At 73.0% G+C, this 16,187-nt stretch carries 12 protein-coding genes; 9 read left to right on the plus strand and 3 right to left on the minus strand.

Features of this window, described 5'->3' with window-relative positions; translation table 11 throughout:
• Window positions 1–73 precede the first annotated feature (73 nt).
• Window positions 74–1,534, minus strand: coding sequence for a CCA tRNA nucleotidyltransferase (locus tag AB0F68_RS00970; protein ID WP_357331820.1), 1,461 nt, complete (start codon window positions 1,532–1,534; stop codon window positions 74–76).
• A gap of 130 nt (window positions 1,535–1,664) precedes the next feature.
• Here AB0F68_RS00970 and murJ point away from each other — a divergent pair, with 130 nt between their 5' ends.
• The 7 genes from murJ (at window position 1,665) to AB0F68_RS01005 (ending at window position 10,025) form a co-directional block, all read left to right on the plus strand.
• Window positions 1,665–3,404, plus strand: a complete 1,740-nt coding sequence (murJ, locus tag AB0F68_RS00975; RefSeq protein WP_357331822.1) for a murein biosynthesis integral membrane protein MurJ — start codon at window positions 1,665–1,667, stop codon at window positions 3,402–3,404.
• Between the two features lie 429 nt (window positions 3,405–3,833).
• Complete coding sequence (locus AB0F68_RS00980) at window positions 3,834–5,447, plus strand: protein kinase family protein (RefSeq protein WP_357331825.1); 1,614 nt, start codon at window positions 3,834–3,836, stop codon at window positions 5,445–5,447.
• A gap of 103 nt (window positions 5,448–5,550) precedes the next feature.
• Entirely contained in the window at window positions 5,551–6,222 is a 672-nt protein-coding gene (gene sigM / locus AB0F68_RS00985; protein ID WP_357331827.1) for an RNA polymerase sigma factor SigM, read from the plus strand.
• Window positions 6,219–7,190, plus strand: coding sequence for a hypothetical protein (locus AB0F68_RS00990; RefSeq protein WP_357331829.1), 972 nt, complete (start codon window positions 6,219–6,221; stop codon window positions 7,188–7,190). The genes sigM and AB0F68_RS00990 overlap by 4 nt, the downstream gene beginning before the upstream one ends.
• A gap of 178 nt (window positions 7,191–7,368) precedes the next feature.
• Entirely contained in the window at window positions 7,369–8,322 is a 954-nt protein-coding gene (trxB, locus tag AB0F68_RS00995; RefSeq protein WP_357331831.1) for a thioredoxin-disulfide reductase, read from the plus strand.
• A 38-nt stretch (window positions 8,323–8,360) separates the two neighbouring features.
• Window positions 8,361–8,684, plus strand: a complete 324-nt coding sequence (trxA, locus tag AB0F68_RS01000; RefSeq protein ID WP_154229253.1) for a thioredoxin — start codon at window positions 8,361–8,363, stop codon at window positions 8,682–8,684.
• Between the two features lie 180 nt (window positions 8,685–8,864).
• Window positions 8,865–10,025, plus strand: coding sequence for an N-acetylmuramoyl-L-alanine amidase (locus tag AB0F68_RS01005; protein ID WP_357331834.1), 1,161 nt, complete (start codon window positions 8,865–8,867; stop codon window positions 10,023–10,025).
• Between the two features lie 12 nt (window positions 10,026–10,037).
• On the opposite strand, the gene AB0F68_RS01010 is transcribed toward AB0F68_RS01005, so the two are convergent.
• A complete protein-coding gene (locus AB0F68_RS01010) occupies window positions 10,038–10,703 on the minus strand; it encodes a GNAT family N-acetyltransferase (protein ID WP_091265574.1) in 666 nt (221 codons plus the stop codon).
• Window positions 10,704–10,993: 290 nt separating this feature from the next.
• Between AB0F68_RS01010 and AB0F68_RS01015 the strand changes: the two genes are divergently transcribed.
• Complete coding sequence (locus AB0F68_RS01015) at window positions 10,994–12,307, plus strand: PLP-dependent aminotransferase family protein (RefSeq protein ID WP_357331837.1); 1,314 nt, start codon at window positions 10,994–10,996, stop codon at window positions 12,305–12,307.
• Window positions 12,308–12,344: 37 nt separating this feature from the next.
• A complete protein-coding gene (locus AB0F68_RS01020) occupies window positions 12,345–13,313 on the plus strand; it encodes a D-alanine--D-alanine ligase (RefSeq protein WP_357331839.1) in 969 nt (322 codons plus the stop codon).
• Window positions 13,314–13,315: 2 nt separating this feature from the next.
• On the opposite strand, the gene AB0F68_RS01025 is transcribed toward AB0F68_RS01020, so the two are convergent.
• The gene (locus tag AB0F68_RS01025; protein ID WP_357331841.1) at window positions 13,316–14,083 is read right to left on the minus strand and encodes a hypothetical protein; all 768 of its coding nucleotides are present in this window, start codon (window positions 14,081–14,083) and stop codon (window positions 13,316–13,318) included.
• Between the last annotated feature and the right edge of the window lie 2,104 nt (window positions 14,084–16,187).

The following is a 16,187-nucleotide window of genomic DNA, read 5'->3' on the forward strand; positions in this document are numbered from 1 at the left end:
GGAGACATCGACCTTCGCGCGTCAACCGTTCGGTCGACACGCCGGCGTATCGTCGTCTGCCGGCCCGCCGGCGTCAGCCGACGACGCCCTGCTCCCGGGCCCAGCGCAGCAGCTCGGCCTCGGCCTCGTCCCGCTCCAGCGGGCCGCGCTCCAGCCGCAGCTCCTTCAGGTACTGCCACGCCCGCCCGACGAGGGGACCCGGCGGTACGCCGAGCAGCTCCATGATCGCGTTGCCGTCGAGGTCGGGACGGACCCGGGCCAGGTCCTCCTCGGCGGCGATCCGGGCGATCCGTTCCTCCAGCGCGTCGTAGTCGGCGGCGAGCTGGGACGCCTTGCGCCGGTTGCGGGTGGTGCAGTCGGAGCGGGTCAGCTTGTGCAGGCGGGACAGCAGGTCACCGGCGTCCGTGACGTAGCGGCGGACCGCCGAGTCGGTCCACTCGCCGCGGCCGTACCCGTAGAAGCGCAGGTGCAGGCCGACCAGCTTGACCACCTGGGCGGTCACGTCCTTGGGATAGCGCAGCGCCTTCATCCGGGCCTTGGTCAGTCGGGCGCCGACCACCTCGTGGTGGTGGAAGCTGACCCGGCCGTCCGCGCCGACCGCCTTGGTGGCCGGCTTGCCGACGTCGTGCATCAGCGCGGCCATCCGCAGCACGAAGTCGCAGCCGCCCTCCTCCATCGACATGGCGTTGGCGACCACGGTGAGCGTGTGCTCGTAGACGTCCTTGTGCTGGGCGTGCTCGTCGATCTCCAGCTTGAGGCCGGTCAGCTCCGGCAGGAAGCGCTCGGCCAGCCCGGTGTCGACCAGCAGCCGCAGCCCGGTGATCGGGTCGGCGCCGCAGAGCAGCTTGGTGAACTCGTCCCGGATTCGCTCGGCGGTGATCCGGTCCAGGTCGGCGGCCATCCGGGTCATCGCCTCGCGGACGTCCGGGTGGACCGCGAAGCGCAGCTGGGCGGCGAACCGGGCCGCGCGCAACATCCGCAGCGGGTCGTCCCGGAACGACTCCTGCGGCGTGCCGGGAGTACGGATGATCTTCGCGGCCAGGTCGGCCAGGCCCCCGTACGGGTCGGTGAACCGGTGCTTGGGAACGCTGACCGCCATCGCGTTGACGGTGAAGTCCCGGCGCTTGAGGTCGTCGACCAGGTTGGTCCCGTACTCGACGATCGGGTTCCGGCTGACCTGGTCGTACGCCTCGGCGCGGAAGGTGGTGATCTCCAGCCGGAGCCCGTCGCGCTGGCAGCCGATGGTGCCGAACTCCCGGCCGGTCTCCCAGATCGACTCGGCCCAGCCGCGAATGATCCGGATCGTCTCGTCCGGATGGGCATCGGTGCAGAAGTCCAGGTCCTCACCGAGGCGGCCGAGCAGGGCGTCCCGGACCGAACCGCCCACGAGGTGCAGTTCATGACCGGCCTGCGCGAAGCGCCGGCCCAGCTCGTCGGCGACCGGGGAGACGCGGAGGAGTTCGGCGACGGCGTTGCGCTGCGCGGCGGTCAGGTCGCGGCGGTCGGCGGCGTGGGAGGCGGAGGCTTCGGACATGGGATCGCCAGCCTATCGGGCCGGGGCCGCATCTCCTGCGCCGGGCGCGGGTAACGGGCCGAGGTTGACTAAGGTCTCGTTGGGCGGGCCGGCGAGGCCCAGCTCTGGCGTACCCCTTGGAGGCTGGGAGATGGGCGGCGGGCTCTACCGCAGCGCGAACTCGCACGGCGGCGGTCTGCCGCCGGACGACGGCGCGACCTTCATCTCGGCGGAGCCGCTGAACCAGCCGGGGGTCGAGGCCACCGCGCCGCCCCAGGAGGTGGTCGCGGAGACCAGCGCCGCGGCGAACAGCGCGGTGATGGCGATCGGCAGCCTGGTCAGCCGGGGCACCGGCTTCGTCCGCAACCTGATGGTCGGCGCGGCGCTTGGCAACCTGGTCGGCAACGTGTTCACCACCGCCCAGTTCCTGCCGAACCAGGTCTACGAGTTCCTGCTCGGCGGCGTGCTCACCAGCGTGCTGATCCCGGTACTGGTCCGCCGCCGCAAGACCGACCCCGACCGGGGTGAGGCGTACGCCCAACGGCTGCTGACCCTGGCCGTGCTCGCCCTGGCCGCCACCGCGCTGATCGCGATGGCCGGCGCCCCGGTGCTGACCGCCCTCTACGCCAGTGGCAAGGACGAGCACTACACCGACCTGGTCACCAACCTGTCGTACCTGATGCTCCCGATGCTGTTCTTCACCGGCCTGAGCGCGCTGATCGCCGCGGTGCTGAACACCCGGGGGCACTTCGCCGCACCGATGTGGGCGCCGATCCTCAACAACCTGGTGGTGATCGGCGCCTTCGGCCTCTACATCCTGATCTACGGCGCGGAGGCGATCCGGCCGGAGGACATGGGCTGGGGGCAGATCCTGCTGGTCGGCGGGGGCGCCCTGCTCGGCGTGGCGGTCCAAGCGGCCGGCCTGCTGCCGGCCCTGCGCAAGGTCGGCTTCCGGTGGAAGCTGCGCTTCGACTTCCGAGAGCTGGGGCTGCGCGAGCTGGCCCAGCTCGGCGCCTGGATGTTCTGCTACGTCGCGGTCAACCAGCTCGGCCTCTTCGTGGTGGTCAACCTGCTCACCCGGGCGGCGGGCCAGGACAGCGCCGGTCTGCTGATCTACAACAACGTCTTCCTGCTGCTGATGATGGCCCACGGCATCATCGCCGTCTCGATCATCACCGCGCTTATGCCCCGGATGAGCGCGGCCGCCGCGGACGGCCGGTTCCGGGACGTCACCGCCGACCTGTCCCGGGGCACCCGGATGGTCACCGCGGTGCTCGCCCCGATCGCGGTCTGCTACGCGGTGCTGGCCGGCCCGATCTCGGTGGTGGTCTTCCGGTACGGCGCCTTCACCGGCGACAACGCGGTGGCCACCTCGACCGTGCTGCTCGTGGCGGCGATCGGCCTGGTGCCCTTCGCGATCAGCCAGCTCTTCACCTTCGCCTTCTACGCGCTGCCGGACACCCGCACCCCGGCGCTGGTCAACATCCCGGTGGTCGCCCTGCGGGTGCTCCTCCAGGTCGGCCTCTACCTGGCCTTCTCGGCCACCTTCGCGGCCGCCGGCATGATGCTCGGCAACGCGATCTCGTACGTGGCCGCGGCGGTCATCTCGGCGCTGCTGCTGCGCCCGAGGGTCGGCCGGATCGGGCTGGGCGGGATCATGCGGACCATGGGCCGGGTGGTGATCGCCGCGCTGGGCGCGGCGCTGGTCGGCCTGCTGGTGGTGAAGCTGCTCCCCGGCGACCCGGCGCACCTGAGCTGGCTCGCCGCCGCCGTTCAGCTGGTGATCGGCGGGGCGGTGATCGGCGCGACGTACCTCGGGCTGGCCATGGTGCTGCGCATCGGCGAGATCACCGAGGTGGTCGGTATGGTCCGCCGCCGGCTCGGGCGATGACCTCGACCAGCGCCCATGACGGACGGTGAACGACGATCACCAGCCTGGGGATACGGCTGTGGATAACTCAGGGTTCCCCCGCCCAATGGGCCTCTCGGCCTGTGGACAACCAACCGTACGGCTGAGGCTGACCGGCCGGAGCAGGGGAAATCCAGCCGCGTCACGGAGGCCGCCACACCGGTGCGCCCCTGCGCCGACTACTTGCCGTCAACATCTAGATTGGGCGTGCGTGTCCCAGCGACGTGGCCCGACCGGGCCGTTACCCGGCCGATCCCCACGGTCACTGGCGTCCCACCGACTCGGGCGGGAAGATGACATGTCGGAGAACCGGGCATCCCGGGTAAGGTCACTCTCGACGGGCACGGCGGGTGCCGACGCGGGCGTCGACACCGGTCTGCCGGTTCCAGCCAAGGCAGAGCGGGAAGCCACATGCCCAGCAGCACGGGTCCATCGATCGACACGATCACCGAGGGAGGACGGGTGACCCAGGTCGGCGAGGGTCAGGAGGCGGAGGAGACCTCTCCGCCGGTCGTGACCTTCGGTGCTCCCGCGGTCGGTGAGGTCCTGGCCGAGCGGTATGAGCTGGTCGAGCACATCAACAACGACAGCGCGGGCCGGCTGGTCTGGCGCGGGGTCGACGTCGTGCTGCGCCGTCCGGTCGCGGTGGTCCTCCGCTACCCGGGTGGCGATTCCGCCACCGAGATGCTCCAGGCGGCCGTCGCGGCCAGCCGGGTGATCCACCCCAACCTGGTCGGCGTCTACGACGCGATCGACGAGGCCGACCGGGCCTACGTGGTCCGCGAATGGGTGGACGGGCAGTCGCTGCGCGAGCTGGTGACCGCCGACGGTCCGCTGGACCCGGCCCGGGCCACGGCCATCGGCAGCTCCGTCGCCAGCGCCCTCGCCGCCGTGCACGCCACCGGCATGGTGCACGGCAACGTCCATCCCGGCACCGTGATGATCAGCGACGACGGCCGCGTGGTGCTGGCCGACGCGCGCACCGACGGGGCGGACAGCCAGGAGAACGACCTGCGGGCGGTCGGCGGCGTCCTCTACTTCGCCCTGACCGGCCACTGGCCGCACGGCGAGGCCCCGCTGCACGGCGCCACCGCCGGTCACGGCCGCGCCGCCCTCCCCGACGCGGTCCGGGACGCCGGCGGCGCCATCGCCGCGCCCCGCCAGGTGCGCGCCGGGGTGCCGGCGTACCTCGACGACCTCACCATGGACCTGCTCGACCCGGAGATCGCTCCGCCCTCGTCGGACGTGCTGTCGGCCGAGCTGAACCGGCTCGACATCCCCGCCGACGAGCACTTCCTGGAGCAGGCCGGTCCGCTGAGCTTCACCGCCGACACCGGGGACGAGCCCTCGCCGCTGGCCGCGGCCGGCGGCCGCAAGGTCGCCCTGGGCATCGCCGGCCTGCTGGCGGTCGCCCTGGTCGGGCTGCTCATCGGGATCAGCGCCCTCGGCGACGACAAGGACCCGGGGCAGGAGCCGGTGGCCCAACCGTCCAGCAGCGCGCCCGCCGGGAACGGCACCAGCGCGCCGGCCGCACCGGTCCGCAAGCTGACCATCCAGGACGTCCGGATCATCGATCCTGACAGCCGGGACCGCGCCGAGGTGCGGGACGCCGAAAAGGTGATCGACGGCGACCCGAACGAGGGCTGGGAGACCGCCAGCTACCGGAACAACGGCAAGTTCGGCGGTCTGAAGGATGGCATGGGGATCTGGATCGACCTCGGCGCCCCGCACACGGTCAAGTCGATCCAGGCCACCCTGTCGTCCACCGGCGCCTCGGCGGAGCTGCGCGCGGGCAAGCGCGAGTACCCGTCCAACTCCTCGGGCGACAAGCAGCTCGTCGCCGCCTACACCGAGCGGATCGGGCAGCCGTTCGAGGAGCACGACGGCACCACGATGACCTTCGACGGGTTCAACCCGGAGGAGAAGTACCAGTACCTCCTCTTCTGGATCACCGAGCTGCCCGAGAAGGACAGCGGCGGCAGCTGGAAGCTCGGCGTCCAGGAACTCACGGTCCAGGGCTCGTGAGCCGTTCGCCGCGCCCGGTGCACCGCCTCCGTCGGACGTGGTGATGGCGGGTCGCGGTGGGGCAACCCCCGGGCCGGCGACCGGCGACGGCCCGCCGAGCGGGATGTCCGACCTGGACCTGCTGCGGGCGCACGTCGCCGGTGACCGGGACGCCTTCACCGAGCTGTTCCACCGGCACCGCGACCGGCTCTGGGCGGTGGCCCTGCGTACGCTCGGCGACCGCGAGGAGGCGGCCGACGCCCTCCAGGACGCGTTGCTGTCGGCGCACCGCGCCGCGGCGCGGTTCCGCGGCGATTCGGCGGTCACCACGTGGCTGCACCGGATCGTGGTCAACGCCTGCCTGGACCGGATGCGGCGGCGCCAGACACACGCCACGGTCCCACTGCCGGACGGGGTGCACACCGACGGGGAGCCCGGCCGGCACACCGGCGGGGTGGAGCCGGCCGCGCCGGCCCGGGACCACGACACCGCCCTGGTGGTCCGGCAGGCCCTCGCCGCGCTCCCGGTCGAGCAGCGCGCCGCGCTGGTCCTGGTGGACGTGCAGGGCTACCCGGTGGCCGAGGTGGCCCGGATGCTCGGGGTCGCCGAGGGGACGGTGAAGAGCCGGTGCGCCCGGGGCCGCGCCCGGCTTGCCGTCCTCCTCGGGCACCTGCGGACCGGCTCCGACGACGTCGCGGACGTGCCCCGGGTCACCGGCGGGAACCCGCGGCCGCCCGAGGGCGTCGGATCCACGTCGGGATGGTCCCGGCGGGATGCCAGCCAGGAGGAGACGTGACTTCCCGGGAGTTCAGCGAGGTCGACCACGACCTGCTCGCCGACTACCTCGGCGGGGCGCTGGACGGCACCCCGGAGCAGGACACCGTCGCCCGGCTGGTCGAACACGACCCGGCCTGGGGCGAGGCGTACGCCGTCCTGGCCCGGGCGGTCGAGCTGGTCCACGCCGACCTGGCCGACTGGGCCGCCGAGCCCGCCCCGGAGCTGCCGCCCACCGTGGCGGACCGGATCACCGCGGCGCTCGCCGGCGCCGGCCCGGCCCCGACCGGCGACCTCGCGTCCGACCCCGCCGACCCGGACTCGGCACCGGCCGCGGTGCCGGCGCAGCCCAGCCGGGGCACCCATCCGGCCGCCGGCACGGGCCGGCCGGGCCGGAACACCGGACCGGGACGCCGCGCCCGGCGCTGGACCCGGCTCGCCGGTCCGGTCGCGCTGGCCGCCGCCTCGGTGACCGCCGTCGGGTTCGGGGTCAGCCACCTCGTCGACGCGGGAGGCGGCCGGGTCACCGGGGCGGCCGACAGCGCGGGCAGTCGGGTCGACGGCGAGGCCGCCCCGCTGGCCGCCGCGCCGTTCCGAACCACCGCGCCGCCCCGGCACAGCGGCACCGACTACACCCCCGACGCGCTCTCCCGCATGCCGGCCACGTACGCCGGGCCCTCCACGGCGGTGGAGAGCGACAAGGCGAGCCCGGCGACGGGGCAGGACGAGCACCGGGTCACGGCCGCCGCCGGGCTGGACCGGCTCGCCCGCCCCGAGGCGCTGGCCTCCTGCCTGTCCGAGATCGGCGCCGAACACGGGGCCGGCCCGCTCACCGTCGACCTGGTCGACTACGCCCGGTTCCGGGGTGGCCCGGCGCTGGTGGTCAGCTTCACGGACGCGGGCGGCGCCCGGTGGGCCTGGGTGAGCGGACCCGAGTGCGGGGTCCCCGGGTCCGGCGCGGACACCCGCTACACCGCGCGGGTAGGGTGAGGTCGCGGTCACCCGGGCGTGTCCTGCCACGTGACGTGACCCACCGGATGACCGGCTCGGGAATCCCCGCTTCGTACGATGACGTTCTGCAAGTCAGGCGCCGGCGCCGCTGAGCCGTCGGCACTCGGGATCGACATCGGTGCGCGCCGGTGACGAACACACACATCGGGAGACGGCAGTGGACGAGGTCCGCAACCTGATCATCATCGGCTCCGGGCCGGCCGGTTACACGGCGGCGGTCTACGCCGCGCGCGCCAACCTCAAGCCGCTGGTCATCGAGGGCGTGCAGTCCGGCGGCGCGCTGATGACCACCACCGAGGTGGAGAACTTCCCCGGTTTCGCCGACGGCATCCTCGGCCCCGAGCTGATGGACAACATGCGCAAGCAGGCCGAGCGGTTCGGCGCCGAGTTCCTCACCGACGACGTGACCCGGGTCGAGCTGAAGGACACCGGTGACACCGGCTCGGAGGCGGTCAGCACCGTCTGGGTGGGCGAGACCGCCTACCGGGCCAAGGCGGTCATCCTCTCCACCGGCTCGGCCTGGCGTCCGCTGGGTGTGCCGGGCGAGCAGGAATACCTGGGCCACGGCGTGTCGTCCTGCGCCACCTGTGACGGCTTCTTCTTCCGCAACCAGCACATCGTGGTGGTCGGCGGCGGCGACTCGGCGATGGAGGAGGCCAGCTTCCTCACCCGGTTCGCCGAGTCGGTGACGATCATCCACCGCCGCGACTCGTTCCGCGCCAGCAAGATCATGGCGGCCCGCGCCCTCGGCAACGAGAAGATCAAGGTCGAGTGGAACAGCGTGATCGAGGAGATCCTCGGCGAGGACGGCAAGGTCAGCGGCGTACGGGTGCGCAACGTGCACACCGGCGAGAGCAAGGTGCTGGACGTCACCGGCGTCTTCGTGGCGATCGGCCACGACCCGCGCAGTGAGCTGTTCCGGGACCAGGTGGAACTCGACGACGAGGGATACGTGAAGGTGCAGGCGCCGAGCACCCGGACCAGCATCCCGGGTGTCTTCGCCGCCGGCGACGTGGTCGACCACACCTACCGGCAGGCGATCACGGCGGCCGGCACGGGCTGTGCCGCCGCCCTGGACGCCGAGCGCTTCATCGCCACCCTGCAAGGCTGAAAGATTTTCGCAAAAAGGTCCCGGAGGAGGGGTTCATAGTGGGAGCAACCAAGGCGGTCACGGACGCGAGCTTCGCGAGCGACGTGCTGAAGTCCGACAAGCCGGTTCTGGTCGACTTCTGGGCGGAGTGGTGCGGTCCGTGCCGCAAGGTCTCGCCGCTGCTGGAGGAGATCGCGGGCGAGATGGCTGACCAGGTCACCATCGTCAAGCTCAACATCGACGAGAACCCCGAGACGGCGCGCACCTACCGGGTGATGTCCGTGCCGACCCTGACCATCTTCAAGAACGGCGAGCCGGTGCAGTCCATCGCCGGCGCCAAGCCGAAGGGTGAGCTGGTCAAGCTCATCGAGTCGGCGCTCTGAGCCGACGCCCGACACCGCCGGAACCCCGTCACCCGATCCCGGGTGACGGGGTTCCGCCGTTCACACCTGCGGCGAACCCGGGCCGGTCGGTGACCGGTCACGGTACGCTCCGTAAGCGTCCCCGGCGGGGAAGCACCTCGAAGTCTCCGGTCAGCCAGCGTCCGTGCAGAGGGGGTCGTCGTGCGTCCCATCCGACCCGGTGACCGGGGACCCGCGGTGGCCGAGATCCGTACCGTCCTCACCGGCCTGGAGCTGCTTCCGACCGGCGGCGGGGGCGACGATTTCGACGCGGAGACCGAGCGCGCGGTCCGCGCGTTCCAGCAGTCCCGCGGCCTGAGCGTGGACGGGCGGGTGGGCGCGGAGACCTGGCAGGCGCTCGACGCGGCCCGCTGGCGGTTCGGCGCGCGCACCCTCTACCACGCGGTCCCCGAGCCGCTGATCGGCGAGGACGTCCGGTCACTCCAGGAACGACTCCTGGAGATGGGCTACGACGTGGGCCGCGCCGACGCCATCTACGGCATCCGGACCTCCCGCGCGGTCGCCCAGTTCCAGCGGGAGATGGGGCTGAAACCGGACGGGTCGTGCGGCCCGCACACCATCAACGCGCTGCGCCGCCTCGGCCGCAAGGTGGTCGGTGGGCGGCCACAGTGGCTCCGCGAGTCCGACGCCATCCGGCAGGCCGGGCCGACCCTGGTCGGGCGGACCGTGGTGATCGACCCCGGGCACGGCGGCACCGACCCGGGCATGGTCGTGCCCGACGGCCCGCTGCGCTGGACCGAGGCGGACATCGTGCACGACCTGGCCAGCCGCCTGGAGGGGCGGCTCGCCGCGGCCGGCGTACGCGTGCAGCTCACCCGGGGCCCGTCCCCACGGACCTGCCTGCCGGACGCGGACCGGGCCCAGCTGGCCAACTCCCTCGGCGCCGACGTCTTCATCTCGCTGCACACCGACGGGCACGCCAACCCGGCGGCCGACGGGGTGGCCACCTACCACTACGGCACGAACAACGGCGTCACCTCGGCCACCGGGGAGCGGCTGGCCGGGCTGGTGCAGCGGGAGATCGTGGCCCGCACCGGGCTGCGGGACTGCCGTACCCACGCCAAGACGTGGGACCTGCTGCGGCTGACCCGGATGCCGGCCGTCCGGGTCGAGGTGGGCTACCTGACCTCGCCGGCCGACCGGGGCCGGCTGGTCGACCCCCGGTTCCGGGACCGGGTGGTCGAGGCGATCGTGGCCGCCGTGCAGCGGATGTACTACCCGATCGAGCGGGACGTGCCGACCGGCTCGATCGACGTGAGCGAGCTGCGGGCCGTGGTGGCCGCCGGCACGGTGGTGGACTGAGCCTCCCGGCCCTCAGCTCATCGAGCGGGTCGCCGGAGCCGGCCGGACCGGGCGGAGCAGCGTCTCCGGGCTCATCGAGCCGAGCAGCTTCTCCAGCGCGTACTCGACGTCGGACTTCCAGCTCAACGCGGTGCGCAGCTCTAGGCGCAGCCGGGGGTAGCGCGGGTGCGGGCGGACCGTCTTGAAGCCGACCGAGAGGAAGAAGTCGGCCGGCGCGAGACAGGCGCGGGTGGGGTCGTCCCCGTCGTCGCCGAACTTCGCGTCGCCGAACGCCTCGATCGCCTTGATGCCGCGCTTGGTGAGATCCCGGGCCACGCCCTGGACCAGCATCCGGCCCAGGCCGCCGCCGGCGAAGGCGGGCACCACGTGGGCGGTCATCAGCAGCGCGGCGTCCGCGGAGACCGGCGAGGTGGGGAACGCCATCGAGCGCGGGACGTAGGCCGGCGGGGCGTACATGACGAAGCCGGCGGGCATCCCGTCGACGTACGCGAGCTTGCCGCAGGAGCCCCACTCCAGGAGCGTCTGGGAGACCCAGGCCTCCTTCTCCAGGCCCGGGTCACCGGCGGCGCACGCGCGCTCGGCCGAGACCGGGTCCAGCTCCCAGTAGACGCACTGCCGGCAGGAGCGGGGCAGGTCCTCCAGCGTGTCCAGGGTCAGACTGACCAGACGTCGCGACATGAGCACCCCACCCATAGGCTCGCCGGCGAAGACCACCGCGGTCCGCCGCCAACTTTCGGCCCCCGACGAGCGATCGTACGCTTCTGCCCGCCGCTACGGGAGTGGACGCGCGAACCCCCACCCGAGCCGGGGAGGGCCGGTCCGGGATGTGGACGTACCCACACGGCGGGCCCGGTGCTGGCCCGCGCGGATTACGATCGACCAACCGGCGTCCCGCGCCGCCATGGTTGCCGGCATCGCGGGTACCACACCGGGCGGCAGCCCCGCCGACACCCGATCGAGGTGATGTCATGACCGGCACGACGCTCGACGACTACACCGACCGGTACGCCCGGCGGGTCCGGGGGATGACGGCCTCCGAGATCCGGGCACTCTTCGCGGTGGCCAGCCGGCCGGAGGTGGTCTCGCTCGCCGGTGGCGCGCCCTACATCGCGGCGCTGCCGCTCGACGCGGTCGGCGAGATGCTCGGCCGGCTCGGCGCCGAGCACGGCGCCACCACCCTCCAGTACGGCATCGGCCAGGGCACCCCGGAGCTGCGCGAGCGGATCTGCGAGGTGATGGCGCTGTCCGGGATCGACGCGTCGTGCGGCGCCTCGCCGGAGGACGTGGTGGTCACCGTCGGCGGCCAGCAGGCACTCGACCTGGTGGCCCGGCTCTTCCTGGACCCGGGAGACGTGGTGCTCGCCGAGGGCCCGACGTACGTCGGCGCACTCGGGGTGTTCCAGGCCGCCCAGGCCCAGGTGGCGCACGTGCCGATGGACTCCGAAGGGCTGATCCCGGAGGCGCTGGAGACGGCCATCGCCGACCTGGCCCGGGCCGGTCGGCGGGTGAAGTTCCTCTACACCATCCCCACCTACCAGAACCCGACGGGCGTGACCCTGAGCGAAGAGCGGCGCGAGCGGGTGCTCGACATCTGCGAGCGCGCCGGGCTGCTCGTGGTGGAGGACGACCCGTACGGTCAGCTCGGCTTCGAGGGCGAGGCGCCGGCGCCGCTGCGGGCCCGGCGGCGCGACGGGGTGTTCTACCTGAGCACCTTCTCCAAGACCTTCGCGCCCGGCCTGCGGGTGGGCTGGATCCTCGCCCCCCACGCGGTCCGCGACAAGCTGGTCATCGCCAGCGAGGCGCAGATCCTCTGCCCCAGCGGCTACGCGCAGGCCGCCGTGTCGACGTACCTCGGCACCATGCCCTGGCGGCAGCAGCTCAAGGTCTACCGGGAGGTCTACCGCGAGCGCCGGGACGCGCTGCTGGACGCGCTCGCGGACCTGATGCCGGCGGGCACCAGCTGGACCACCCCGGGCGGTGGCCTCTTCGTCTGGGCGACCCTGCCGGACGGCCTCGACTCCAAGGCGATGATGCCGCGGGCGATCGCCGCCCGGGTCGCGTACGTGCCGGGCACCGGCTTCTACGCCGACGGGACCGGCAGCGGCAACATGCGGCTCAACTTCTCCTTCCCGCCCCCGGAGCGGATCCGGGAGGGCGTCCGCCGGCTGGCCGGGGTGATGGAGCAGGAGATCGCCATGCGCAAGGTCTTCGGGGCGGTCGGCGGCGCGGGTCCGCGGCGCCGGCAGGGCGGCTCGGACGCGCCCGGTCCCGACTTGGCATGATTCCCGCATGGCCGTCAGCCCTGCTCCACACACTTCCGTGACCGGACCCGCCGCCACCGACGAACTGCACGTGCTGGTGCTCGCCGGCGGACTCTCCTACGAGCGGGACGTCTCGCTCCGGTCCGGCCGGCGGGTGCTCGACGCCCTGCGCGCGGTCGGCGTGGAGGCCGAGCTGCGGGACGCCGACGTGGCGCTGCTGCCCGCCCTGGCGGCCGACCCGCCGGACGCCGTGGTGATCGCCCTGCACGGCGCCACCGGCGAGGACGGCTCGCTGCGCGGCGTGCTCGACCTCTGCGACGTGCCCTACGTCGGCTGCGACGCCCGCGCGTCCCGGCTCGCCTGGGACAAGCCCTCCGCCAAGGCGGTGCTGCGCGAGGCGGGCATTCCGACGCCCGACTGGGTGGCGCTGCCGCACGACCGCTTCTCCGAGCTGGGCGCGGTGGCCGTCCTGGACCGGATCGCCGACCGGCTCGGCCTGCCGCTGATGGTCAAGCCCGCGCAGGGCGGCTCCGGACTGGGCGCCGCCGTGGTCCGGGACGCCGCGTCGCTGCCGGCCGCCATGGTCGGCTGTTTCGCGTACGACCAGACGGCCCTGGTGGAGCGCTACGTGCCCGGGATGGACGTGGCGGTCTCCGTGCTCGACCTCGGCGAGGGCCCGCAGGCCCTGCCCCCGGTCGAGATCGTGCCCCGCAACGGCGTCTACGACTACGCCGCCCGCTACACCGCCGGCCGCACCACGTGGCACGCGCCGGCCCGGCTCGATCCGGCGACGACCGAGCGGGTGGCCGAGGTGGCGCTCGCCGCGCACACCGCGCTCGGCCTGCGCGACCTCTCCCGGGTCGACCTGATCGTCGACGCGGAGGGGCAGCCGCACGTGCTGGAGGTCAACGTCTCCCCCGGGATGACGGAGACGTCGCTGCTGCCGCTGGCCGTCCAGGCGGCCGGGCTGGACTTCGGGCGGGCGCTCGGCACGCTCGTGAGCCGCGCCGCCGCCCGCCGCCCGTGACGTCAGGCTGACTCGGCCGCCTTCGTCGCCGACTCCGCCGCCTGCGACTCCTCGGCCTTCGCCGGCGTGCCCGGCTCCGCCGCCCCTTCACTCTCCGGGATCTCGTCCGCGGCCTCGATCACCGACGCGGTCTCCTCCTCGGGCGCCTCGGCGACCTCGCCGGCCGGTGAGGCGGTGAGGCTCGACGGCGCCTGCCACTGGATCCGGGGCGGCTCGGCCAGGGGACGGCCACCGAACTCGGCCAGCCACGCGGCCACCATGGCCAGGTTCTCCCGCCACTGCGCCTCGGAGATCGGGGGCAGGATCGAGTCCCACAGGGACAGGAACGTGCCCCGCAGTTGCAGCCGCCCGTACGGCCGGGCCAGGAACCACATGTGGAGGTGCGCCGAGCCGTCACCCCAGCGGTTGACGTGCACCCGGGCGACGCCGTCCAGTGAGCGGATGGCCCGCTCCAGCCGTACCGTCATCACGCCCAGTTCGGCGGCGAGCAGGTTCGGCAGGTCGCCCAGGTCGAGGTGCGACCGGGACTCCAGGATCAGCACCATCGGAAGGCCGGTGGGCCGGTCCATCGCCCGGACCCGCCATCGCTCACCCACCCAGATGTACGCCTCGTCCGGCGCGTTGCACGCCGTGCACTCCCGATTCCCCTCGCCGCGGCGTGGAGGTTCGACGAGGACCGGCTCGTCGAGCTGCTTGACGTGGAGATCGCCCTCGAAGGGGAAGGAGGGCCACTGGGTGAAGTCCGGGACTGAGGGAGGGGTGTCCTGCACGACGCTGACCCTAACCGAGTTGGCGACGCCTGTCCCTACCTGACCGCCGGGCCGCTGAAGCGTTTCCCCGTCGATCCACAACGGGTTGTCCACCTGGTTGTCCACAGGCCGCTGAGATCACCAGCACCCCGCGTCATCCACTGCTCAGCAACGGTTTCCGCGTGTTGTTTCACGTGGAACGGAGAGGGCCTGTGGAAAACCGCTGTGGATAACTCTGGGTGGCTTGCACACGGGGCACGGGGGCGCCTTGATCCTTCCTTCCTAACGAGCGAGTCGGCGATCCGCACCGGTCTCGGCTCGGCTGCGAGGGGGCGCCCGGCGGTGGATCGGTGGATTGGCGCGGACTCGTGTTTCACGTGAAACGAGCGTCGGCGACGGATCGGGTGATCGCCGAGTGCGGGTGTGTCGGCGTCCTTGGGCGGCGGTGGTTGTGTCGGCGCTTCGCGGCGGCGGTGGGTGTGTCGGCGCTTCGCGGCGGCGGTGGGTGTGTCGGCGCTTCGCGGCGGCGGTGGGTGTGTCGGCGCTTCTCGGCGGCGGGGCCCGTCGGCGTCTCTCCCGGCGCACTCGGCCTGATGCAAGTCGAGGCGGCTGGGCCCGCCCCGCCCGGCCGCCCGGCTCGCCCCGCCCGGGCTCGCTGGTCCGGGCTCGCCGGTCCGGGCTCGGGAACGTCACCCGGCGAGCGCGGCGGCCCGCGGTGGCAACGTGCTGGCGGCGCATGGCGGCGGCCTCGGGAATTCAAGGGTGGCGGCGCGGCGACGCGACCGGCCCGATAGGCCGGCGAAAGACGGACCTGGGTCGTCAGGCAGACAAGGCTGGGGATTGCTGTTTCACGTGAAACAGCGGGGTCGGCGCACTCGGGTTGCGATGCGGGGGCGACCTTCTCTGGGGCGTCCGCGGCACGTCGGTGCTGCGGTGGCGACGCGAAGCCAGCCGGGCGGCACAAGGCGGGCATCGGGCTACGCGCGGCGGCGCGAGACCGAGGATGCTGCCGGACCGGTCGGCCTGGTGACGGACCTCGCCGGCCGACTACCCCCCGGACAACGGCTCGGCTCTCGGTCCCACGTTCCGAACGCCCGGACCGCCACTGGATTGTGCGGGTCACGGAGGCCGGTTGGAAGTGTCGAGCGGCCCGCTCAGTTCCCCACAGCCGGACTGCGACCCCACGGCGGCGACTCGGGGCTCAGCAAGAACGGCAGACGGCTCCAAGGCGCACACAGCCTTCGGGTGAACGGCCTGGGGTCCGGCTTCGGATCCCGGGGGCAGCATCCGCAAGCCTGGATGACGGCCGGACCGAGAAGGAGACACCGCAGAGAATCCGACATGCGTGACGGGCAGCTGGCACCCCGCGCGGGGCAGAGGGTTTAAGGGACGGATGCCGCCGAGCGCCCGCAGGGCGGCGGCGCCGGCTGAGGACCGCCGAGATCGGTGCCTGCGCCAGGACGGCTTATGAGCGCCGGCGGGCAGGACGACAATGAGCGCCGACGGGCAGGCGGCTGATGGGCCGGGGCGAGGGGCAGCGGGCAAACGTCGGCGGAGGGTGGCCTGCACAGTGAGCCGCCACGGGAAGGCTGCTGGACCGTTGCCATCCGAACGGCAGGGCGCGGTGGCCGGGGCGGCCGCCGGGGCGCCGCGCCCGGGAACGGCAGGGCGCGGTGGTCGGGGCGGCCGCCGGGGCGCCGCGGACGAGCCGACGGGGTCGACCGGCAGAAGTGGCTGCGAGGGCTCACCCACCGCGCCTCACATCGCCGTTTCACGTGAAACACGCCTGTCTTCAGCATCCGACTCAACGACACCCCGCGGCCCGGAGCGCCGTCGAGCAGTCATCGGCTTACCAGTGCAGCCAGCCGGATCAAGGCTCGCCTGAGTCGTCGGCGGCGGTGAGGGGGCGCGCCAACGGCAATGCGGGGCAGGGTGAGGTGAGGTGGGCGAGGGCGGCAGCAGCGCGGCAAGGCGTGGCAACGGCAAGGCACGACAACAACAGCGCCAGCTGTACCGCGCTGCACGCTAAAGCGAGAACGGCCGGTCGTGACGGGGTCAGCGTGGCAACCACAGCGAGGTGGCAACTACAAGACGCGGCAACGACAGCGACCGGCAACGACGGCGT

This window comes from Micromonospora sp. NPDC023966 (assembly GCF_040639095.1).
Lineage (GTDB): Bacteria > Actinomycetota > Actinomycetes > Mycobacteriales > Micromonosporaceae > Micromonospora.

Bases quoted from the DNA above. Each gene is read 5' to 3' on its own strand.
- AB0F68_RS00970 (WP_357331820.1), bottom strand. From the start codon at position 1,534: ATGTCCGAAGCCTCCGCCTCCCACGCCGCCGACCGCCGCGACCTGACC.
- murJ (WP_357331822.1), top strand. From the start codon at position 1,665: ATGGGCGGCGGGCTCTACCGCAGCGCGAACTCGCACGGCGGCGGTCTG.
- AB0F68_RS00980 (WP_357331825.1), top strand. From the start codon at position 3,834: ATGCCCAGCAGCACGGGTCCATCGATCGACACGATCACCGAGGGAGGA.
- sigM (WP_357331827.1), top strand. From the start codon at position 5,551: ATGTCCGACCTGGACCTGCTGCGGGCGCACGTCGCCGGTGACCGGGAC.
- AB0F68_RS01010 (WP_091265574.1), bottom strand. From the start codon at position 10,703: ATGTCGCGACGTCTGGTCAGTCTGACCCTGGACACGCTGGAGGACCTG.
- AB0F68_RS01015 (WP_357331837.1), top strand. From the start codon at position 10,994: ATGACCGGCACGACGCTCGACGACTACACCGACCGGTACGCCCGGCGG.